This is a genomic window from Pseudomonas sp. NFPP25, assembly GCF_900116505.1.
GTDB classification, from domain to species: domain Bacteria; phylum Pseudomonadota; class Gammaproteobacteria; order Pseudomonadales; family Pseudomonadaceae; genus Aquipseudomonas; species Aquipseudomonas protegens.
Genome location: NZ_FPBG01000005.1, coordinates 445,131 through 466,594 on the forward strand (window position 1 = coordinate 445,131; position 21,464 = coordinate 466,594).

Annotated in this window: 19 protein-coding genes; 18 read left to right on the forward strand and 1 reads right to left on the reverse strand. The window is 62.4% G+C overall.

Annotated features, from left to right (window positions below):
* The first annotated feature begins 34 nt into the window (after positions 1–34).
* The 15 genes from waaF (at position 35) to BM382_RS22020 (ending at position 15,988) form a co-directional block, all read left to right on the forward strand.
* The gene (gene waaF / locus BM382_RS21950) at positions 35–1,069 is read left to right on the forward strand and encodes a lipopolysaccharide heptosyltransferase II (RefSeq protein ID WP_072443890.1); all 1,035 of its coding nucleotides are present in this window, start codon (positions 35–37) and stop codon (positions 1,067–1,069) included.
* Between the two features lies 1 nt (position 1,070).
* A complete protein-coding gene (gene waaC / locus BM382_RS21955; RefSeq protein ID WP_011058885.1) occupies positions 1,071–2,132 on the forward strand; it encodes a lipopolysaccharide heptosyltransferase I in 1,062 nt (353 codons plus the stop codon).
* The gene (locus tag BM382_RS21960) at positions 2,132–3,256 is read left to right on the forward strand and encodes a glycosyltransferase family 4 protein (protein ID WP_072443892.1); all 1,125 of its coding nucleotides are present in this window, start codon (positions 2,132–2,134) and stop codon (positions 3,254–3,256) included. The genes waaC and BM382_RS21960 overlap by 1 nt, the downstream gene beginning before the upstream one ends.
* A complete protein-coding gene (rfaP, locus tag BM382_RS21965) occupies positions 3,253–4,059 on the forward strand; it encodes a lipopolysaccharide core heptose(I) kinase RfaP (protein ID WP_072443894.1) in 807 nt (268 codons plus the stop codon). Before BM382_RS21960 ends, rfaP begins: the two co-directional genes overlap by 4 nt.
* The gene (locus tag BM382_RS21970) at positions 4,059–4,793 is read left to right on the forward strand and encodes a lipopolysaccharide kinase InaA family protein (protein WP_011058888.1); all 735 of its coding nucleotides are present in this window, start codon (positions 4,059–4,061) and stop codon (positions 4,791–4,793) included. Before rfaP ends, BM382_RS21970 begins: the two co-directional genes overlap by 1 nt.
* Positions 4,790–5,542 carry a lipopolysaccharide kinase InaA family protein gene (locus BM382_RS21975; RefSeq protein ID WP_011058889.1) on the forward strand — a complete coding sequence of 251 codons (753 nt, stop codon included), beginning with the start codon at positions 4,790–4,792 and terminating at the stop codon, positions 5,540–5,542. Before BM382_RS21970 ends, BM382_RS21975 begins: the two co-directional genes overlap by 4 nt.
* On the forward strand, positions 5,542–6,996 hold the full coding sequence (locus BM382_RS21980) for a lipopolysaccharide kinase InaA family protein (RefSeq protein ID WP_011058890.1): 1,455 nt from the start codon (positions 5,542–5,544) through the stop codon (positions 6,994–6,996). The genes BM382_RS21975 and BM382_RS21980 overlap by 1 nt, the downstream gene beginning before the upstream one ends.
* A gap of 199 nt (positions 6,997–7,195) precedes the next feature.
* Complete coding sequence (locus tag BM382_RS21985) at positions 7,196–8,953, forward strand: carbamoyltransferase family protein (protein ID WP_011058891.1); 1,758 nt, start codon at positions 7,196–7,198, stop codon at positions 8,951–8,953.
* On the forward strand, positions 8,937–10,067 hold the full coding sequence (locus tag BM382_RS21990; RefSeq protein ID WP_072443896.1) for a glycosyltransferase: 1,131 nt from the start codon (positions 8,937–8,939) through the stop codon (positions 10,065–10,067). The genes BM382_RS21985 and BM382_RS21990 overlap by 17 nt, the downstream gene beginning before the upstream one ends.
* On the forward strand, positions 10,067–10,963 hold the full coding sequence (locus BM382_RS21995) for an antimicrobial resistance protein Mig-14 (RefSeq protein WP_072443898.1): 897 nt from the start codon (positions 10,067–10,069) through the stop codon (positions 10,961–10,963). Before BM382_RS21990 ends, BM382_RS21995 begins: the two co-directional genes overlap by 1 nt.
* A gap of 8 nt (positions 10,964–10,971) precedes the next feature.
* Complete coding sequence (locus tag BM382_RS22000; protein WP_072443900.1) at positions 10,972–12,384, forward strand: PIG-L deacetylase family protein; 1,413 nt, start codon at positions 10,972–10,974, stop codon at positions 12,382–12,384.
* A gap of 52 nt (positions 12,385–12,436) precedes the next feature.
* The gene (locus BM382_RS22005) at positions 12,437–13,315 is read left to right on the forward strand and encodes a DUF6625 family protein (RefSeq protein ID WP_019093035.1); all 879 of its coding nucleotides are present in this window, start codon (positions 12,437–12,439) and stop codon (positions 13,313–13,315) included.
* Positions 13,316–13,317: 2 nt separating this feature from the next.
* Positions 13,318–14,469 carry a glycosyltransferase gene (locus tag BM382_RS22010; RefSeq protein WP_011058896.1) on the forward strand — a complete coding sequence of 384 codons (1,152 nt, stop codon included), beginning with the start codon at positions 13,318–13,320 and terminating at the stop codon, positions 14,467–14,469.
* Positions 14,469–15,353, forward strand: a complete 885-nt coding sequence (locus tag BM382_RS22015) for a glycosyltransferase (protein ID WP_015633916.1) — start codon at positions 14,469–14,471, stop codon at positions 15,351–15,353. Before BM382_RS22010 ends, BM382_RS22015 begins: the two co-directional genes overlap by 1 nt.
* Before the next feature lie 14 nt (positions 15,354–15,367).
* Positions 15,368–15,988, forward strand: coding sequence for a CatB-related O-acetyltransferase (locus BM382_RS22020; protein ID WP_011058898.1), 621 nt, complete (start codon positions 15,368–15,370; stop codon positions 15,986–15,988).
* Positions 15,989–16,067: 79 nt separating this feature from the next.
* Here BM382_RS22020 and BM382_RS22025 read toward each other — a convergent pair whose 3' ends face one another.
* Positions 16,068–17,930: an O-antigen ligase family protein gene (locus BM382_RS22025; protein WP_072443902.1), complete on the reverse strand. Its 1,863-nt coding sequence runs from the start codon at positions 17,928–17,930 to the stop codon at positions 16,068–16,070.
* A gap of 156 nt (positions 17,931–18,086) precedes the next feature.
* On the opposite strand from BM382_RS22025, the gene msbA reads away from it, so the two are divergent.
* From msbA to cysC, 3 genes are all read left to right on the forward strand, one after another.
* Positions 18,087–19,892 carry a lipid A export permease/ATP-binding protein MsbA gene (gene msbA, locus BM382_RS22030; protein WP_011058900.1) on the forward strand — a complete coding sequence of 602 codons (1,806 nt, stop codon included), beginning with the start codon at positions 18,087–18,089 and terminating at the stop codon, positions 19,890–19,892.
* Positions 19,893–20,079: 187 nt separating this feature from the next.
* Positions 20,080–20,784, forward strand: a complete 705-nt coding sequence (locus tag BM382_RS22035; protein ID WP_072443904.1) for a sulfotransferase family 2 domain-containing protein — start codon at positions 20,080–20,082, stop codon at positions 20,782–20,784.
* On the forward strand, positions 20,777–21,388 hold the full coding sequence (cysC, locus tag BM382_RS22040; protein ID WP_011058902.1) for an adenylyl-sulfate kinase: 612 nt from the start codon (positions 20,777–20,779) through the stop codon (positions 21,386–21,388). The genes BM382_RS22035 and cysC overlap by 8 nt, the downstream gene beginning before the upstream one ends.
* Positions 21,389–21,464 lie beyond the last annotated feature (76 nt).

Below are 21,464 nucleotides of genomic sequence, written 5' to 3' on the forward strand. Positions count from 1 at the left end.
GCGTATGCCTCCCCGGTTCGTTTATGGAAACCACATGAATATTCTGATCGTTGGGCCCAGTTGGGTCGGTGACATGGTGATGGCGCAGACACTCTTCGAGTGCCTGAAACAGCGTCATCCACAATGCGAGATCGACGTGCTGGCCCCCGAGTGGAGCCGGCCGATCCTCGAACGCATGCCCCAGGTGCGTCGGGCCCTGAGCTTTCCCCTGGGCCATGGCGCCCTGGAACTGGCGACCCGCCGGCGGATCGGCAAGTCCCTGGCTGGCCAGTACGATCAGGCGATCCTGCTGCCCAACTCGCTGAAGTCGGCGCTGGTGCCGTTTTTTGCCGGCATTCCCAAGCGCACCGGCTGGCGCGGCGAGTTCCGCTACGGCCTGCTCAATGACGTGCGCAAGCTCGACAAAGAACGTTATCCGCTGATGATCGAGCGCTTCATGGCCCTGGCCTATGCGCCGGGGGCCGAGCTGCCCAAGCCTTATCCGCGCCCGAGCCTGCAGATCGATCCGCAAAGCCGGGATGCGGCCCTGGCCAAGTTCGGCCTGAGCCTGGACCGCCCGGTGCTGGCACTGTGCCCGGGGGCGGAGTTCGGCGAAGCCAAGCGCTGGCCGTCCGAGCACTACGCCCAGGTCGCCGAGGCGAAGATCCGCGAAGGCTGGCAGGTGTGGCTGTTCGGCTCGAAGAATGACCATGCCGTGGGCGAAGAGATTCGCGGGCGGCTGATTCCCGGCCTGCGCGAGGAATCGAGCAACCTCAGTGGCGAAACGTCCCTGGCCGAGGCCATCGACCTGCTGTCCTGCGCCGATTCGGTGGTGTCCAACGATTCCGGGTTGATGCACGTGGCTGCGGCGCTCAATCGCCCGCTGGTGGCGGTGTACGGCTCGACTTCGCCGGGCTTCACCCCGCCCCTGGCAGATCGGGTCGAGGTAGTACGGCTGGGGATCGAATGCAGCCCGTGCTTTGACCGCACCTGCCGCTTCGGCCATTACAACTGCCTGCGCCAGTTGTTGCCGCAGCCGGTGAACGAAGCCCTGCAGCGGTTGCAGGGCACCGTGGTCGAGGTTCAATAAGTTGCGGGTACTGTTGATCAAGACCTCGTCCCTGGGGGATGTGATTCACGCATTGCCGGCGCTGACCGATGCCGCGCGAGCCATCCCCGGGATCAAGTTCGACTGGGTGGTGGAAGAAGGCTTTGCCGAAATTCCCACCTGGCATCCGGCGGTCGGCAAGGTGATACCGGTGGCGATCCGTCGCTGGCGCAAGAACATCTGGCAGACCATCAAGAGTGGCGAGTGGCGACGCTTCAAGCAGAGCGTGCGCTCGACCAAGTACGACCTGGTGATCGATGCCCAAGGCCTGCTGAAAAGCGCCTGGCTGACCCGCTACGTGCGCGCCCCGGTGGCGGGGCTGGACAAGAACTCGGCCCGCGAGCCTCTGGCTTCACGCTTCTATTCCCGGCGCCTGGCGGTGGCCCGTGGGCAGCACGCGGTGGAGCGCGTGCGCCAACTGTTCGCCGTGGCCCTGGGCTACGACCTGCCCCAGGGCCTGGGCGACTATGGCCTGAACGTCGAAAAACTCGTGGAGTTGCCGCGCAAGAAGCCCTTCGTGCTGTTCCTGCATGGCACCACCTGGGACACCAAGCACTGGCCCGAGGCCTACTGGCGCGAGCTGACCGAACGCATGGGCATGCTCGGCGTCGAGGTCAAGCTGCCCTGGGGCAACCCCGCGGAAAAGGCTCGCGCCGAGCGCATCGCCAGCGGCCTGAAAAACGCCACGGTGCTGCCGAAGCTGAACCTGGCCGGGGTCGCCAAGGTGCTGGCCGATGCCCAGGCCTGCGTGGCCGTGGACACCGGGCTGGGCCACCTCGCCGCGGCACTGGATGTACCGACCATCTCACTGTTCGGGCCGACCAACCCGGGGCTGACCGGCGCCTATGGCCGTGTGCAGATCCACCTGGGCAGTAACTTTCCGTGCGCACCGTGCCTGCAGAAGAAATGCACCTATCAGCCCACCGCTGTGGACCAGCAGCGTTATGACCTCAAGCGCGAGTGGCCGCTGTGCTTCACTCGCCTGAATCCCGAGCGTGTCGCCAGCCGACTGAGCACCCTGTTACTGGCTGAGGAGCCGCGCTGATGCAATTGGCTTTTGTCCTTTATAAGTATTTCCCCTTCGGCGGCCTGCAGCGCGATTTCATGCGCATCGCCCTGGAGTGCCAGCGGCGCGGGCATCAGATCCGTGTCTACACCCTGATCTGGGAAGGCGATGTCCCTCCCGGTTTCGAAGTGCTGGTGGCGCCGGTCAAGGCGCTGTTCAACCATCGTCGCAATGAAAAGCTCAGCGCCTGGATGGAGGCCGACCTGGCCAAGCGCCCGGTGGACCGGCTGGTGGGTTTCAACAAGATGCCGGGGCTGGATGTGTACTACGCCGCCGACGGCTGTTTCGAGGACAAGGCACAGAACCTGCGACACTCCCTGTACCGGCGCTGGGGCCGTTACCGGCACTTTGCCGAGTACGAGCGCGCGGTGTTCGCCAAGGACGCGAGGACCGAGATCCTGATGATCTCCGAGGTCCAGCAGCCACTGTTCATCAAGCACTACGACACCCCGCTGGAGCGCTTCCACCTGCTGCCGCCGGGGATCGCCCAGGACCGCCGGGCACCGGCCAACGCCGCCGAGATCCGGGCGGATTTTCGTCGCGAATTCAAGCTCAAGGATGACGACCTGCTGCTGGTGCAGATCGGTTCCGGGTTCAAGACCAAGGGTGTGGACCGCAGCCTCAAGGCCCTGGCGGCATTGCCCTCGGCGCTGAAAAAACGCACCCGGCTGTTTGTAATCGGCCAGGACGACCCCAAGGTATTCCAGGTGCAAAGTGCTGCGCTGGGGTTGAGCGACCAGGTGCAGTTCATGAAGGGCCGCAGCGATATCCCGCGGTTCCTGCTGGGCGCCGACCTGCTGATTCACCCGGCCTACAACGAAAACACCGGCACCGTATTGCTGGAGGCCCTGGTGGCCGGCCTGCCGGTGCTGGTCAGCGCGGTCTGCGGTTATGCCCATTACATTGCCGAGGCCCAGAGCGGCCTGGTGCTGGATGAGCCGCTGGAACAGGCGCAGCTCAATCAATACCTCACCACCATGTTGACCGACGACGCTGCACGCGCGACCTGGAGCCGAAATGGCCTGGCGTTCGCCGAGACGGCCGACCTTTACAGCATGCCGCAGCACGCTGCGGATGTGATTCTGGCGGAGCAACACCGATGAAGTTGATGCTTGCCGAACCCTTCAAGAGCCTCTGGGCCGGACGCGATGCGTTCGACGCTGTCGAGGGCCTGAAGGGCCAGGTCTACCGTGAGCTGGAAGCGCGCCGTACCTTGCGTACGGAAGTCGACGGCCGCGGTTATTTCGTGAAGATCCATCGTGGGATCGGCTGGGGCGAGATCGTCAAGAACCTGGTCACCGCCAAACTGCCGGTGCTCGGCGCCGGCCAGGAATGGCGCGCCCTGGAGCGCCTGCATCAGGTGGGCGTGCCCACCATGACCGCCGTGGCCTACGGCGAGCGTGGGGCCAATCCGGCAGACCAGCATTCGTTCATCGTCACCGAGGAACTGGCGCCGACCGTCAGCCTCGAAGATTTCAGCATCGGCTGGGTCAAGCAGCCGCCGGCGCCTGCGCTCAAGCGCGCGCTGATCGCCGAAGTAGCGCGCATGACCGGCATGATGCATCGCGCCGGGGTCAACCACCGCGACTGCTATATCTGCCACTTCCTGCTGCACACCGATCGGCCTGTCACTCCCGAAGGGCTCAAGCTCTCGGTGATCGACCTGCACCGGGCCCAGACCCGGCCGAAGATCACTCAGCGCTGGCGCAACAAGGATCTGGCGGCGCTGTATTTCTCGGCCCTGGATATCGGCCTGACGCGCCGCGACAAGCTGCGCTTTCTCAAGGGCTACTTCCAGCAGCCGTTGCGGCAGATTCTGGCCGAGGAGGCCGCACTGCTGGCCTGGCTCGAAAGCAAGGCGGAAAAGCTCTACGCCCGCAAGCAACGGTACGGAGATGCACTCTGATGGCGAGCTGGAACCTGGACCCGGCCTATCAGGCGTTGGCGGAGGATTTCGGCAGTCTGGAAGCGGTGTTTGCCCTGCAGGGCGAGCACCTGACCCGGGATCCGTTGTCCGAAGTCATCCGCGTCGAGCGTGGTGGCGTCAACTATTACGTCAAGCGCTATACCGGCGCCGGCAAGAATCTGCGGCGCTACCTGGGCAAGCCCCGGGTCAAGTTCGAGTGGCAGAACCTCAAGCGCTTCGCCAAATGGGGCATTCCCACCGCCGATGTGGTGGCCTGGGGCCTGGAGCGTCGCTGCCTGGCCTATTCCCGGGGTGCGATGATCACCCGGGAGCTGCCGCGTACCGAGGATCTCTCGGTGCTGGCCGAACGCAACGACCCGCGTCTGCAGGACCGTCGTTGGGTGGATGGCGTCAGCCGTCAGTTGGCCGCTTACACCCGGGTCATGCATGACCACCGCTTTACCCACAATGATTTGAAGTGGCGCAACCTGCTGGTCGACGACCAGGACCGGTTGTACCTGATCGATTGCCCGAACGGCGATTTCTGGCGTGGTTTCTGGCTCAAGTACCGGATCACCAAGGACCTGGCCTGTCTGGATAAGGTGGCCAAATACCATCTGTCGGCCACCCAGCGCCTGCGTTTCTACCTGCAATACCGTCAGCGTGATCACTTGAGTGCCGCCGACAAGGAGCGTATTCGCCACGTGGTGAGATTTTTCGAGGGGCGTGAATGACTGATTTTCTGGCGTCCGAGGAGCGTGCGCTGCTGGAGCGCAATGGCCTCGGCACTTTCGACCAGCTGTGGGCCACTCAATTGGAAGCGGTGGATGAACCCAATACCGGTCGTGGCGGCAGCAGCAGTGTGTTTCGCCTGGATGTGGAAGGGCAGGGGTTCTACCTCAAGCGCCAGACCAACTACCTGACCCGGACCCTGCACCGGCCCTTTGGCGAGCCGAGTTTCGCCCGTGAATTTCGCAATATCCGCCGCTACCAGCAGTTGGGCATTCCGGCCTTGCAAGCGGTGTTCTTCGGTATGCGCAAGGTCGATGGCGAGTCCCGGGCGATCCTGTTGACCCGGGCCCTGGATGGCTGGGATGACCTGGATGCGCTGCTGTTGCAGTGGGACCGGCTCAGCGAGCATCAGCGGCAGGCGGTGCTCCAGGCTTGCGGGCAACTGGCCCGGCAGCTGCACGGCTTGCGCCAGGTGCATGGCTGTTTCTATCCCAAGCATATTTTCCTGCGGGCCGAGGGCGATGGGTATCAGGCGCAGTTGATCGACCTGGAAAAGACCCGGCCCCTGCTGTTTGGCCAGCGTGATCGGGTCAAGGATCTGGAGCCCTTGCTACGCCGGGCTGCGGTGTGGAGCGGCGATGAGGTGCGCAGCCTGCTGGCGGCCTATGTGGGCCAGCCTCGGGACAGCTCCCTGGTGGATGCCTGGGTGGCGCGGCTCAGTGCTCGGCGCAGCCACAAGGGGGCACGCTGATGCGCCTGTCCGAACTGAAGAACAGCGGGCGCAGCCCGACGCTGCCCTTGAGCCTGGAGTTGGCGGACGCCGCCGGCCCGGCACAGTTGCAGTTGCTGAGCCTGCTGCGGGTGCTGCCGGGGCAGCGTTACGTGGGGGCCGGGGTCTGGCGCGGGCGTCCGGTGCTGGCCAAGCTGCTGGTGGGCTCCAAGGCCGCTCGGCATTTCCAGCGAGAATTGCAGGGTGTGCGCCTGCTGGCAGAACAAGGGCTGACGACGCCCTTGCTGCTGGCGGACGGTTTGCAGGAAGGCGAGGGCGGCTGGCTGCTGTTCGAGTTACTGCAGGGCGCACAAAGCCTGGGCGACGCCTGGAAGCAGGTGGAAGCTCTGCCAGTGCTGGCCGACGAGCAGGCTGAGGTACTGGCCGAGGCCCTCGGGGCTATCGGCCAGTTGCACGCCAAGGGCCTGTGGCAATCGGACCTGCACCTGGACAATCTGCTGCGCCACGACAACCGGCTGTATTTGATCGATGGGGCGGGGATCTGTGTCGAAGAGGCGGGCAAGCCCCTGTCCCGGCAGAAGGTCCTGGAGAACCTCGGGGTCTTCTTCGCCCAGTTGCCCAAGAGCCTGGAGCCGTTCACCGAAGAGCTGCTGGTGCACTACCTGTTGAGCAACGCCGAGCATGCCTTGCCCCTGGAAGCCCTGCAGAAGCAGGTGAACAAGGTCCGGGGCTGGCGCCTGCGGGACTTTCTCAACAAGGTCGGCCGCGAGTGCACGCTGTTCAGCGTGCAGCGCGGCCCGTTCGCCTTGCGCGCGATCCGCCGTGAGGAAGAGGCGGCGATGCTGCCGGTGCTGGAGCAGGCTGACGCCCTGCTGGATCAGGGCCATCTGTACAAGACCGGTGGCGCGGCCAGTGTTGGGCGGGTCGAGGTTGCGGGCCGGCCGCTGGTGATCAAGCGCTACAACATCAAGGGCTTTGCTCACTGGCTCAAGCGCTTCTGGCGCCCGAGCCGGGCCTGGCATTCCTGGCGCGAAGGCAATCGCCTGGCGTTCCTGGGCATTGCCACGCCCAAGCCTCTGGCCTTGCTGGAGCGGCGTTTCCTGTGGCTGCGGCGCAGCGCCTACCTGGTGACCGAGCATCTGCCAGGGCCGGACATCATCGAGCGCTTTGCACCCTTCGTGGACAGCGGGCAAGCCCCGGAGCCGGAATTGCTGGCGCTGGACCAGCTGTTTGCCGAGCTGATCAAGGAGCGCATCAGCCATGGCGACTTCAAGGGCCATAACCTGTTCTGGCAAGAGGGTCGCTGGGCGCTGATAGACCTCGACTCCATGTGCCAGCACTCCAGCCTGAGCAGCTTTGCCCTGGCTTATGCCCGTGATCGCGCGCGATTCATGCGCAATTGGCCGCAAGACAGCAATTTGTATCAAGTGATTGACCAGCGCCTGCCCAAGACGGCCCAGGGCACCGAGGCCTGACCTGCGACCCATGGCCGCTGCCTGCGCCGCGGCCACGGCGCGCGGCGGGTGCCAACCCAGGCTTGGCGCTCGCCGCTAGAGGCTTGCACCTGCTTTTACGTTATAATCCCGCCCTTTCGTTGTTTCTCGCCCCTTGCGAGCACACTTCATTTTCAAGGCGCATTGCGCCCGCATGCAGACTAAACGAGGCTAGACCCCTGTGGCATTGACGATTCTTGGCCTGTCCGGCGCCCTTAGCCATGATCCTTCAGCGGCCCTGTATATCGACGGCAAGCTGATTGCTGCCGCTGAAGAAGAGCGTTTCGTGCGCGACAAACATGCAAAGAACCGCATGCCCTACGAGTCGGCGAAATTCTGCCTGGAGCAGGCCGGGATCAAGCCTTCCGACGTTGACGTAGTCGCGATTCCGTTTGCCCCGATCAGCCTGTTCGGCAAGGCTCGCTGGCACTACGCCAAGCGCTACTGGTACGCCCCGGACCGCGCCCTGGACGCGATCCTGATGGGCAACCGTCGCTACAAGCGCTACCGCAATAAGATCGTCTGGTGCCTGGAGCAACTGGGCTTCGACCCGAAAAAGGTCAAGATCGAGCCGGTGGAACACCACCTGGCCCACGCCTCCAGTGCCTACCACTGCTCGGGCTTTACGGAGAAGACCGCGATCCTCGGGATCGACGGCAAGGGTGAGTACGCCACCACCTTCTTCGGCTACGGCGAAAACGGCAAGATCCACAAGATCAAGGAATTCTTCGACCCGGACTCCCTGGGCGGCCTCTATGGCGCGATCACCGAGTTCCTCGGCTTCGAGATGCTCGACGGCGAGTTCAAGGTCATGGGCATGGCGCCGTACGGCGATGCCAGCAAATACGATTTCTCGCGCCTGGCCAGTTTTGAAAACGGCGAGCTGGTGATCAACACCGATTACGCCAACGTCATCGGCCTGCGTCGCTACAAAGAGAAGGGCAAGGGTTTCTACTTCTCGCCAAAACTCATCGAGTGGCTGGGTCCCAAGCGCGAAGGCGACATCGCCGACGAGCCGTACATCCACTACGCGGCGAGCATGCAGGCGCTGTTCGAGAAGCTGGCCCTGCAGATGATCGACCATTACCTGGGCGACATCCTCAAGGAAACCGGCAAGCTGGCCTTCGCCGGCGGCTGTGCGCTGAACGTCAAGCTGAACCAGAAGATCATTGCCCGTCCCGAGGTCAAGGAGCTGTTCGTGCAGCCGGCTTCCGGCGACGCCGGTACCGCCGTTGGCGCCGCGGCTTACGTTTCCCATGCCCGTGGGGTGCCGGTAGAGAAGATGGAGCATGTCTATCTCGGCCCGTCCTACAGCAACGAAGACGTGATCGCGGCCTGTGCCCGCCACCCGAACAAGCCAGCCTGGCGGCAGATCGACAACACCCCGGAGCGTATCGCCAAGATCATGGTGGATGGCAACCCGGTGGCCTGGTTCCAGGGCCGCATGGAGTTCGGTCCGCGTGCCCTGGGCGGCCGTTCGATCATCGGTTGCCCGAGCGCCACTGGCGTGGCCGACCGGATCAACGAACAGATCAAGTTCCGCGAGCGCTGGAGGCCTTTCTGCCCGTCGATGCTCGACACCGTCGGCCCACAGATGATCAAGGTCGATCACCCGGCGCCGTTCATGACCTTCACCTTCGAAGTGGCTGAAGAGTGGAAGACCCGGGTACCGGAAGTGGTCCACGAGGATGGCACGTCCCGGGCCCAGGTGCTCAAGCGCGAATACAACCCGCGCTACTACGACATGATGAAGGCCCTGGAAGTACTGACCGGCAACGGCGTGTCGCTGAACACCTCGTTGAACCGCCGTGGCGAACCGATGATCTGTTCGCCCACCGATGCCCTGAACATGTTCTACGGGTCCGACCTGCAGTACCTGATCATGGAAGACATTCTGGTGGTCAAAGACGGCGTGGACCCTTATGACACGCTCGGCTGAACGCCATGTGCTGCAGTTCTGCCACGGCTATGACGGGCCGTTCCTGGACTGTGCCCGGCAATACGCCAACCTGTTCGCGGGCAGCGGCTATCGAGTGACCACGGTGTTTCTCACCGGGGCCGCCGATGCCGATGTCGCCGCGGGCTGCGCGTCTGATGAAGTGCTGTTCATGGAATACAGCTCCAAGGCCATCCGCGGCCTGAAGCTGGGCGCCATCCGCGACCTGCGCAAGATCGCCGCGTCACGCAATTTCAGCTTCTGCATCGCTCACCGCTTCAAGCCGATCTATATCGCCTTGCTGGGTACCGGCTTGCCGGTGATCGGTGTCCATCATGCGTTTTCCGATTACAAGCGCGGCAGCCGCAAGCTCTTCGCCCAACTGTTCCGTAAGCGCCTGAGCCTGCTCGGGGTGTCCGATGCGGTGCGTGACGACATGCGTGCCTGCCTGCCGAAATGGCCGGCGCAGCGCATTCAGACCCTGTACAACCGTATCGACCTTGAGGCACTGCAGGCCGAGCAACTGAGCGCTGCCCAGGCGCGCAGCGAGCTGGGCCTGTCCGCCGATGCCTGGATTGTCGGCAACGTCGGGCGCCTGCATCCGGACAAGGACCAGGCCACCTTGCTGCGTGGCTTTGCCGCGGCTTTGCCGCAATTGCCGCCGCACAGCCAACTGGCGATTCTCGGAACCGGGCGTCTGGAACAAGACCTGAAGTCCCTGGCCCGCGAGCTGGGGATTGCCGATCGCGTGCTGTTCCTCGGGCAGGTGCCTCAGGCCCGACGCTATTTCCGCGCCTTCGATGTGTTTGCCTTGAGCTCCGACCACGAGCCTTTTGGCATGGTCCTGCTGGAGGCCATGGCCGCCGGCGTGCCGCTGCTGGCCACCGCCTGTGGCGGTGCCCGGGAAGTGGTCGAGGGGGTGGGCATCCTGTTCCCCCTGGGCGACGTTGAACATATGGCCCAGGGGCTTCAGCATCTGGCCGCGATGGACGATCACCAGCGCCGGGTCTGTGCCGAGCTGATGCTCGATCGCCTGCGCGAGCGCTTCTCCGACCGTGCTGTACGCGACGTATTCTGGCGTTTGCCGCAAGTCACCGATCTGACCGCGAGGGGCTGATGCTCAATCGATTTCAAGGCTGGCGCGAACGTGGCTGGTCAGTCATTGACGCATCGACCTACGCCGATGCCTGGCAGCGGTTCGGTGGCAGTGTGGCAACCCATCCCCTGGTGGTGGAGCAGTTGGCGGACCTGGCGCAGATCCCGGTGCGCTACCTGGCCTGGGAGCGCAACGGCCAATTGCAGGCGGCCATTGCCACCTGGGGGCGCGACCTGGCGCTGTCCAAGGACGTGCTCAAGCGGGCCGGCAAGAAGGGCCTGTTCGATATCGGCAATGCCGAGCTGATCCTGCCCGCCGCTGCCGATGCTCAGGCGGCGTTGCGCCATCGTGGGCGTTACCTGTCCGCATTGAACGAGGGGCGCCTGACCGGCCTCAAGCCCCAGGCTGAACAGCTGGCCATGGCCAGGACGCCGGAAGAGCTGTCGAAGAAGTTTCGTTACAACCAGCGTCGTGAGCTGCGCCTGCTGGAAGAGGCGGGCGGGGTTGTACGCCCGGTCAGTGATTTCAGCAGCCCCGAGCTGGCGGCGATCTACTGCGACCTGTTCCAGCGCCGCTGGGGCTTTGCCGCCACCGGTGCCGAGCGTATGGCCGAGGTGCTGGAGCGCCTGCGCGAGCTGCTGATCGGTTCGGTGATCTTCCTCAACGGCGCGCCGATTGCCGTGCAACTGATCTACCGGGTCGAAGCGCCGGAGTGGATCAGCGTCGAGTACGTGAACGGTGGGGTAGACCCGGAGACTCGTGAGTTCAGCCCTGGCAGCGTGCTGAGTTTTCTCAACACCCAGAGTGCCTGGGAACAGGCCCGTGCCCTGAACAAGCCGCTGCGTTTCTCCTTCGGTCGTGCCGACCGTGAATACAAGGACCGTTGGTGCAATCCTGTGCCGGTTTTTCAGGTGTGAGTCAGCCCATGAGTCGCAAACAACAACTGCTCAAGCGTCACCGGCGCAATAAACGAATCGCTCTGTTGATCGGGCTGGTGCTGCTATTGGTGGTCGGCATACTGGTGGCCTGGTGGGTGCCGGTATTGCTGGCGGTATTGGCCTGGCTGGCCCATGAAGCCTGGTTTGCCGATCATCTGTTCTATTCGCCCAAGGATGATTACTGCTACGACTTCGGCAGCGATGCCCAGCAGGCCGCGGTGCGCCTTGAAGCGGGGCGCCTGTTACTGGAGGCGCCGCTGGCGCTGGCCGGGGATGAAACCCTGGTTCTAGGCGTGCACGTCAAGAGCTCGTGGCTGGGACGTTTTCTCGACCCGGCTGTTGAGGTGTCGGGCGGTCCGCTTGCCGATCGTCAGGTGTTCGAGCGCGGGGTCAATGGCCTGCGCTACCTCAACCTCAGCGGCCTGGCCAGTTCCCTGGTCAGTGGCGAGCTGAGGTTGCGCGGGCGCTTCTGTCGGCTCCGCATCCAGCCGCAACTGATGTCCTGGCGGGATCCCGACTACCGGCGCCAGCGGGTGATGGTGATCGCTCCCCATGCCGACGATGCCGAGTTGGCAGCCTTCGGTCTGTACAGCCAGGCCGACGAGGCCTGGATCGTGACCCTCACCGCAGGCGAAATCGAGGCTGAGCATTACCAGGCCATGGGCATGAACCCGGCAGAGGCGGCGCGGATCAAGGGGCGCTTGCGGGCCTGGGACAGTATTACTGTGCCGCGCTGGGCCGGGGTGCCTGAATCCCATTGCGTGCAGTTGGGCTATTTCTGCCTGCAGCTGCCTGCCATGCAGGCCTCCCCTGAACAGCCGGTGGCTTCTCGCGAGGCGCAACTGAGCGATATCCGCTTGTTCCGCCAGTTCAATCCATTCCCGCTGCCCGCCGACCAGGACGGGTTGCCGACCTGGAACAATCTCCTGGCCGACCTGCGTGAGCTGCTGCTCAAGGCGCGCCCTGAGGTGATAGTGCTGCCGCACCCGACGCTGGACCCTCATCCCGACCACATCTGTGCTCGCGAGGCGGTCATGCAAGCCCTGGAAGGGCTGGCCTGGCAGCCGACCACTATCCTTGGCTACGCCAATCACCTGCATGACAACGACCGCTGGCCCATGGGGGATTCGGGCGCAGGCATTGCGTTGCCGCCGGTGTTCGAGTCGACGGCGGTGTTGCGTCCCTGGTGCTTGTCACTGTCCCAGGGCGAGCAGTATGACAAGGCCATGGCCTTGGGCATGATGCATGACCTGCAACCGAAAATGCCGCTCAAGCGACGCCTGCGCAGGTCGATACAATGGCTTATGGCCAGTAGGATGCCTTCAGCACTTGGGGAGAATGAGTTCTTTCGCAAGGCGGTCAGACGCCACGAGCTGTTCTGGCTATTGCAACAGCGATAAACCGACATAACCATGGGGCGTTTTGTAGCCCCAATCCGACAGTGAGTCCTTTGTGATCAATCCTCGCCCGCGAATCTTGTTTCTCATGCCCTACTTCGGGCGTTGGCCATTCTGGATGCCGTTTTTTCTCGAAAGCTGCCGCCGGAATCCGGATATCGACTGGCTCTTTTTCAGCGACTGCGGGACCCCGGACAATCTGCCGCCGAACGTCAAGCTAGAAAGCATGAGCTTTGCTGAGTACTGCGCTTTGGTATCCCGGCGCCTGGAGATCGACTTTGCGCCCAATGCGGCCTACAAGCTCTGTGATATCAGGCCGGCAATGGGGTACATCCATATTGATCGTCTGGAGGGCTACGACTTCTGGGCCTTCGGCGATATCGACCTGGTCTACGGTGACCTGCGGGCCTATTTCACTGCGGATCGCCTGGCGGGGTATGACCTGTTCTCCACCCATGAACGGCGCGTCGCCGGGCACTTGTGCCTGATACGCAATACTGCACGTAAGCTTGAGTTGTTCAGGCAGATCAAGGATTGGCAGACGCGCTTTACCGACCAGCAGCATCACGCACTGGATGAAGGGGCGTTCAGTCGGATTTTCCTCTGGCGCAAGAACTTCCCGGAACCGCTGTTCAAGCTGGTGGGCAAGTTCAATCCATGGCGCCGCCGCAGTGAGTTCACCGAGGCCTTCAGCACGCCGGGCGGAGTCATCAAGTGGCATGACGGCAGCCGTGATTTTCCGACGCGCTGGTACTGGAAGGATGGGCATCTGACCAATGACCGCGACGGCGACCGCAGTTTCCCGTACTTCCACTTTGTGTGCTGGAAGCGCAATGAGTGGTCGCAGTTGCCGGAGCAGGATGCGCAGTCGCTCCAAGCCCTGGCCAGTGAGCCGTCCTGGATCATCGATGCCGCAGGTTTTCACCGGGGATAGTTATGAGTCAGCGCTTCAAGGTCCTGCAGTTGCAGCCGGACTACAACGTCAAATCCCACGACTTCGCCGATCTCGCCGAGCAGATCGTCAAGGCCTTGCCGGCTGAGCGTTACGAAGTCACCGCAGCGTTCCTGCGGGGGCGCCCCGGGCCGAACGATCCGGTGAGTCGCGCCGCGCATTCGGTGTATTTCGAGTTTTCCGACAAATCCCTCAAGGGCATGCGCCTGCGGGCCATGTGGCGGCTGTATCAGTTCTGCCGCAAGGAACAGTTCGATGTGGTGATCTGCAATCGCTTCAAGCCGGTGAACATGATGCTGGCCCTCAACCGCTGGTTGAAGGTGTCGTTGTGCATCGGAATTTCCCACGGTTTTGGTGAGTACGACCGGCTTTACCGGCGCCGCCAGACCCAGCGTCTGATCGATCGGCATTGGCGCTTTGTCGGTGTGTCCCCGGCCGTCAAGCAGTACCTGCTCGATTGCCAATGCGGTTTCACCGACCAGAACACCTGGGCGATCACCAACGCCATCGACATTGAACAGGCAGAGGCCTTGCAGCATTCCCGCGAGCGCTCCCGAGAGTTGCTGGGGCTGGCCCCCGATGTGCGGCTGATTGGTGCCTTGGGCCGCCTGGTGCCGGTCAAGGGTCATACCTATCTGCTGCAGGCCTTTGCTCAACTCAAGGACAAGTACCCGAAAACTCAGTTGGCAATCATTGGTGCCGGTCGTGAGGAAGCCAATCTGCGTGCTGAAATCGAGCGCCTGGGGCTGCAGGGCCGGGCTCACCTGCTGGGGTTCAAGGAGAACGCCCTGCAATACGTGCGGGCCTTCGATATCTGGACCATGCCATCGCTGGCCGAGGGGCTGGGCCTGGCCTTGCTTGAAGGCATGAGCGGGCAGTTGCCGGTGATTGCCTCGAACGTGCCGGCCATGCTGCCCCTGATCGAGGGGGCTGGCGGCCTGGCCGTGGAGCCGGCCAATGTATCGGCGCTGGTCGCCGCGCTGGATGCCTATCTCGGGCTGTCCGACGAGGAACTGGCCGCCAAGGGCCAGCAGGCCTATGCCTATCTGCAGAAAGAACACGATATCGAGGTGTTCCGCGAGGAGTACCGGCAATTGATCGACTCCGGCTTGAGTCAAGCGGGCAAGAGGCAGTAATGGCAGACCAGCAACCTGTGGTGACGGTGATTATCGCCTCCTACAACCACGCGCCCTACATTGAGCAAAGCATTCTCAGTGTGCTCAACCAGACCTATCCGAACATCGAGCTGCTGGTGGTGGATGACGGTTCCAGCGATGACAGTGTCGAGCGTATCCGGCGCCTGCAGGAACAGCATGGCTTCGACTTCCGGGTCCAGCAGAATCAGGGCCTGACCAACACTCTCAATGGTGCCATTGCACGGTCCAGGGGCAGCCTGATCGTGCCTTTCGGCTCCGACGACATCATGCTGCCCGAGCGCATTGCGACTCAGGTGGCCTACATGGATGGCAAGCCTGAGGTGGGGATCTGCGCGGGCAATATCGAGCTGATCGACAGCGATGGCAACCTGTTTCCCGAGAAGCGCCAGCGCCGTGACGTACCGTTCCGGCGCCTGGACTTCGACGACATGTTCCTTGAGCGCAAGCCCTATCCACCGGCTCCGACCCTGATGATTCGTCGTGAGGCCCTGGAAAAGGTCGGCGGTTTCGATCCGAATATCCGTCTTGAAGACCTGCTGATCGAGTTGAAGATCACCCGGGCCGGCTATTTCATCGATGGCTTGAACGTGTTGATGGCGCGGTATCGCAAGCACGCCACCAACTCCTACAAGAACCACAGGTTCATGATCGACAACATCCTGCGTTCCTACGCCCTGTTCAGCGACCACCCGCTGTATGACGAGGTGCGCTACAAGTTCCTCAGTTCGATGTTCCTCAAAGTCTCCAATCGGGATCGCAAACTGGCACGCGAGCTGCTGGCACAGATTCCGTTCAAGGCCTGGAACAAGAAAACCTGGCGTGGATTGGGCCGCCTTTATTTTTCTCCACTGGAAAAAGACTGAAGAGACGCCGGAGCATGGGCTGGATTCAACGTTTTCTGGAGAAGCGCGCCAAGCGTGCGATCCGCAAGCTGCCGAAAATCGAGCGCGGCGTGGTGCGTTTCCAGCAGAGATATCCAGGTTACAGCATCGGGCGTGGCAGCTATGGCTTGCCCGAGGTGCATGACTGGCAGGAGGGCTCGACCCTGAGCATCGGGGCGTACTGCTCGATTGCCGAAGGGGTGCAGATATTCCTCGGTGGCCACCACCGAGCGGATTGGGTCACCACTTATCCCTTCCCGGCCATGCTGCCTCAGGCCGCGCACATCAGTGGCTACGCCGGGACCAATGGCGACGTCCGGGTGGGCAGTGATGTGTGGCTGTGTTCCAACAGCACGCTGTTATCCGGTGTGACCATTGGCCATGGTGCGATTGTCGCGGCGGGAGCGCTGGTCACCAAGGACGTCGAGCCTTATGCGGTGGTCGGTGGCAACCCGGCGCGTTTCCTGCGCTGGCGCTTTCCCGAGGAGCAGCGCCAGCAACTCTTGCAGAGTGCCTGGTGGGACTGGCCGGAGGCTGAGTTGCACGGGTTGGCCGACAAGCTCTGCAGCGATGATATTGACGGCTTCCTGGCCTACGCCCGGCAGCGTTCAGCCTGACCGCTCGCTGTTTAATCCCTTCCGAACCTGTTCCAGGCAGCCCTGTGTAGCTGTCATGGAACAGGTGCGTGCGCAGGGATCAGCGAGCCACCTGGTGCAGGTCATTCGCCGGTAGCTGCTTCAACAGTCCGGTGGCCAGGGGCATCGAGGTGCCCTGGGCGTAACCGGCCTGCAGTGCGTCCAGGTGCTCCAGGAACAGCCAGCCACAATCCTCGGCATAGCGCTGCATATGGCGCACATTGCGCTGGCGCAGCGATTTTCTCAGTGATGAGGGGTAGACCCGCAGGTCTGCAAGATCGATCAGCCCGAACTCGCCATTTTCCAGTACCAGCACATTGGCCAGGTGCAGTGAGCGGAAATACACCCCTTGCTCATGCAGGTTGGCCATGAAGGCGCCAAAGCGCTTGATCAACTTGGAACGCTCGTCGCCAGAGCTTGCCAATTGCAGACTCTGGCGCAGAGTCTGGCCGGGCAGCGGTTGGTAGCGGACGGCGTTGCTGCCGTCGGCAAGACGGTACAGTCCGAGGATTTTCGGGGTGGTGATGCCCAGCTCGCGCAGTTGCTCGCTATTGGTGACAAACCGCTCGGAGTAGGGGTTGAACCCTCCGGAGGTGTACCAGCGGCGAGGGCGAAACAGCTTGAGGAAGCTGCCGTCGTCAAGACGCAGGACCTTGGGGCCCAGGCCGTCGGCTTCGATAACCCGGGCATTGGCCATCAGCTTGTCGGCGTCGGCCTGGGTGAGCGACTCGACCGTGTGGCTGGGTGAGCGTCGCGCACGTTGGCTGATACACAGGGCAGCGATCAGGGCCAGGGGAATCCACAGCAGGAACCAGTGCTCTTTGGGGCGAGAGAGAATCCCGCCGCCTTCGGTCAGGCCTGCGCCAATGCCGAACATCAGCCAGGTCGAGGCCAGGATCAGTAGTGGTTCGGCCCGTAGTTGCCAGCTTTTGAACAGGGCCCAGGCCTGCATGAACAGCCACGGCAGAAGGCCGATGATGCCCACATAGTAGAGCACGCCCAGGGCGAAGTTATGGGGCTCTTGCAGCAGGAAACCGATGCCGGGGTCCAGGGACAGACTGGCGTTGTAGCCGTGGCCGATCCATGGGTGGTTGGCAATCTGTTCCAGGGCCAGGCGCCAGAGATCGAAACGCGAAGAGCTGCCCCGTTCCAGAAGCATCTGCGAGAACAGCGCAACGACGGCTATACCGCCTGCCAGCATGCCGCCCAGCAGCATCAGCGAACGACGGTTCCAACTAATGAAGCTCAGCCACAGTGCCGCCAGGGTCAATGCCACCAGAGGCGTTCTGGAGCCCGTGGCGATCAGCGCGGCGACCATGATGACCAACGCCGGAACGCTCAGCCAGAGTATCTGGTAACGACGGCAGTTCATGCTCAGGCACAGCCAGTAGACACAGAAGAACCCAAAGACATGGGAGCTCAGCAATGGGTTGTCAAAGGCGCCCGCACCGATCATGCGCAGTTCGGGGGTGTGGTATCGAACGAAGACGTACAGGTTGAAGATCGAGGCGATGAGAGCAACGATCGCAGCACAAAAGACCAGCGGCTGTAGCACCTCGTCGCGGTAGCGAACCAGTAGCATGCAGCCGGCGAACAGCATCAGGGTGTGCAGAGGCGTCTTGATTTCCCCCAGCACGCTGTCCACCGGAGGGCTCCAGGCCAGGCTGACAAGGGCCCAGGTGCAGAACAGCAGCATGGCGATGAAGACAGGTTCGCGCAGAAGGCTTTTCAGTTCGCTGGGGCGAGTACACAGCGCGATCAGCGTCGGGATGCTGAACAGTCCGTAGTACAGCTTGTGCAATCCACTGCGTCCCGGCAGGAAGAACATCGCACAGAGAAGCAGTAGATAACCGATCGGCAGAATCCACAGGCAAATGAAATCGAATACTCGATTGGCCGTGTTGTGAAGGGCATTGGGTTGCATGCTTGAACGTTCATCCCGGAAGTTAAGCTGGCAATCATAACGACTTATGGCTGGCGGTGTCGTTGGTCAGCTGAACAATCTCGGGCCTATGGGAGTGCCAGTACCGCGAACAAGCTGTGCTAAAGTCAGCCTCCTTTTTGACGACATTCGCGTGATATGACCGACTCCAGTCCTGACGCAAGCCCCTCGAGCTTGAAAATCTACTTCCGTCTGCTCGGCTATGTGCGGCCCTATATTGGTCTGTTTCTCATCAGCATCGTCGGGTTCCTGATCTTCGCTTCGACTCAGCCCATGCTCGGCTACATCCTCAAGTATTTCGTCGACGGCCTGTCCAACCCTCAGGCGGTGCTGTTTCCCGGTGTGCCTTATCTGCGCGACATGCAGTTGCTCCAAGCGGTGCCGCTGCTGATCGTGCTGATCGCTGCCTGGCAAGGCCTGGGCTCCTACCTGGGCAACTACTTCCTGGCTAAGGTATCCCTGGGGCTGGTGCACGATTTGCGGGTGCAACTGTTCAACAACCTGTTGACCCTGCCCAACCGTTACTTCGACAAGCACAACTCCGGGCACCTGATCTCGCGTATCACCTTCAACGTGACCATGGTCACGGGGGCGGCGACGGACGCGATCAAGGTGGTGATCCGCGAAGGCATGACCGTGATCTTCCTGTTCGGCTCGCTGTTGTGGATGAACTGGCGCCTGACCCTGGTGATGATCGCCATCCTGCCGCTGATCGCGGTCATGGTCCGCACCGCCAGCAAGAAATTCCGCAAGCAGAGCAAGAAGATCCAGGTGGCCATGGGTGATGTGACCCATGTTGCCTCGGAAACCATCCAGGGCTATCGCGTGGTTCGCAGCTTTGGCGGCGAGACCTATGAGCAGCAGCGTTTTCTTGCGGCCAGCCAGGGCAACACTGACAAGCAACTGCGCATGACCCGTACCGGCGCCATCTACACCCCACTGTTGCAACTGGTGATCTACAGCGCCATGGCGGTGCTGATGTTCCTGGTGCTGTATCTGCGCGGTGATGCTTCTGCCGGTGAAATGGTGGCCTATATCACCATGGCCGGTCTGCTGCCCAAGCCGATCCGCCAGCTGTCCGAAGTCAGCTCAACGATCCAGAAAGGCGTGGCGGGTGCGGAGAGCATCTTCGAGCAGTTGGACGTCGAGCCTGAGGTCGATCGCGGCACCGTCGAGCGCGCCAGCATCAATGGGCACCTGGAGGTGCGCAACCTGAGTTTCACCTACCCGGGAACCGAACGGCAGGTGCTCGATGACATCAGCTTCAGTATCGAGCCCGGGAAAATGGTGGCGCTGGTGGGGCGTTCCGGCAGTGGCAAGTCGACTCTGGCCAACCTGATTCCGCGGTTCTACCACCACGACAAGGGCCAGATTCTTCTGGATGGCACCGAGGTCGAAGACTTCCGCCTGCTGAACTTGCGTCGGCATATTGCTCAGGTTACCCAGCACGTCACCCTGTTCAGTGACACCGTGGCCAACAACATTGCCTACGGTGACCTGGCCGGTGCGCCGCGTGAGGACATCGAGAAGGCCGCCGCCGATGCCTATGCCATGGACTTCATTGCCCAGTTGCCCGAAGGCCTGGATACCCAGGTAGGGGAGAACGGCGTACTGCTTTCAGGTGGCCAGCGCCAGCGCCTGGCGATTGCCCGGGCCTTGCTGAAGAACGCCCCGCTGCTGATTCTCGACGAGGCCACTTCGGCCCTGGATACCGAATCCGAGCGGCACATCCAGGCCGCCCTGGACAAGGTCATGAAGGGCCGCACCACCCTGGTGATTGCCCACCGCCTGTCGACCATCGAGAAAGCCGACCTGATCCTGGTCATGGACCAGGGGCGGATTGTCGAGCGCGGCAGCCATGCCCAGTTGCTGGCACAGAACGGCTACTACTCGCGGTTGCATGCCATGGGCCTGGAAGAGCCCGCGCCCAGCGGAATCGCCTGACCTGTTCCGGGGAGCGAGCCGGCTCGCTCCCCGGGGCCTTGGTGTGCAAGGCACCTTGGCATCATTTGTAGCCGCTTCCTTACAGTCTTGACCAAGCCTAAATAATTTTGCGTTTCCCGCTTGTTATGGTTCCCGCCTGAATCTTTGAACAGATCGAGGGGGCCATCCCTCTCGCGTGGGTAGCAGAATGTTGCAACGCTTTGTGTGGAAGTTATTACCCAAGACCCAGCGCAATTTCCTGCTTGGGCGCCTCTCGGTGGTGGATCGCCAAGTGGTTAACAAGTCCATGTCGGCCAATGTGCGCTTTCCTGATGCCTTCTCCCGACACTCCTGCCTGTTCATTCATGTCCCCAAGTGCGCGGGCAGCAGCATCTGTTCGGCATTGTTCGACGGTTGGATGCCCGGGCACCTGCCGTTGTACTGGTACGAGCAGCAGTTTCCCCAGGCCTTTTCCAGCAGCTTCAAGTTTGCTTTCGTGCGCGACCCCCTGGAGCGCGCCTACTCGGCCTACGCTTTCCTGCGGGGCAATCGCCTCGGCCGACGGGACCAGGTAGCCCAGGCGCTGGTAGGGCATTACCGCGACTTCGATGACTTTATCGGCCGCTGGCTGCACCCGGAAACCATCCACAAGCAGATGCACTTTGCTGCCCAGAGCGATTTTCTCACCGACTCCCTGGGCCGCCTGGCCCTGGATTTCGTCGGCTATCAGGAGCACCTGCAGCGAGATTTCCAACTGCTGTGCGAGCAGTTGCAGATCCAGACCCGACTGCCCCATGTCAACAGCACCCAGCAGCGCCATAGCACCCCCGTCAGGGATATCTGTTCGGTACGCACCCGGCGCCTGGTGCGCCGGGTCTATCAACGCGACTACGAGATGCTCGGTTATGAATAAGCTTGCCTGTGTACCGCTGGAGCGCCCGCAAATCCGTCCCTACAGCCTGTCGTTGTCCACCGAGGCCCGGGCCGCCCTCAAGCAGCAGCAACCCTGCTGTCTTTGGCTGACCGGATTGTCGGGGGCCGGCAAGTCGACCCTGGCCAATCTGTTGGAACTGCGGCTCAACGAGTTGGGTATGCACACCTTCGTCCTCGACGGCGACAACGTTCGCAGTGGCCTGTGCAGTGACCTGGGAATGGGGGCCGAGGCGCGCAAGGAGAATATCCGCCGCATGGCCGAGGTGGCACGGCTGATGGTGGACGCCGGCCTGCTGGTCATAGTGTCGGCGATCTCGCCGTTTCGCGCCGAGCGCGATGCCGCCCGCGCGCTGTTCGGCCCGGGGGAATTCATCGAGGTGTACGTCAGTACACCTTTTGACACCTGTGCCCGGCGTGACCCCAAAGGGTTGTACCAGGCTGCGCTGGAGGGGCGGATCAAGGACTTCACCGGGCTCGACAGCCCCTATGAAGCGCCGTTGCAGGCCGATTGCGAGATCGACACGGCGACCGTGGCACTGCCGGAGGCGATCCGCCGCCTGCTGCAACTGCTGCCCCGTAAATAAGCGGCAAGAATTCTTCGTCGGCCCCATTCAAGGCATAGAACTAGGCGGCGCCAACCCTGTGTTAATATCGCGCCCC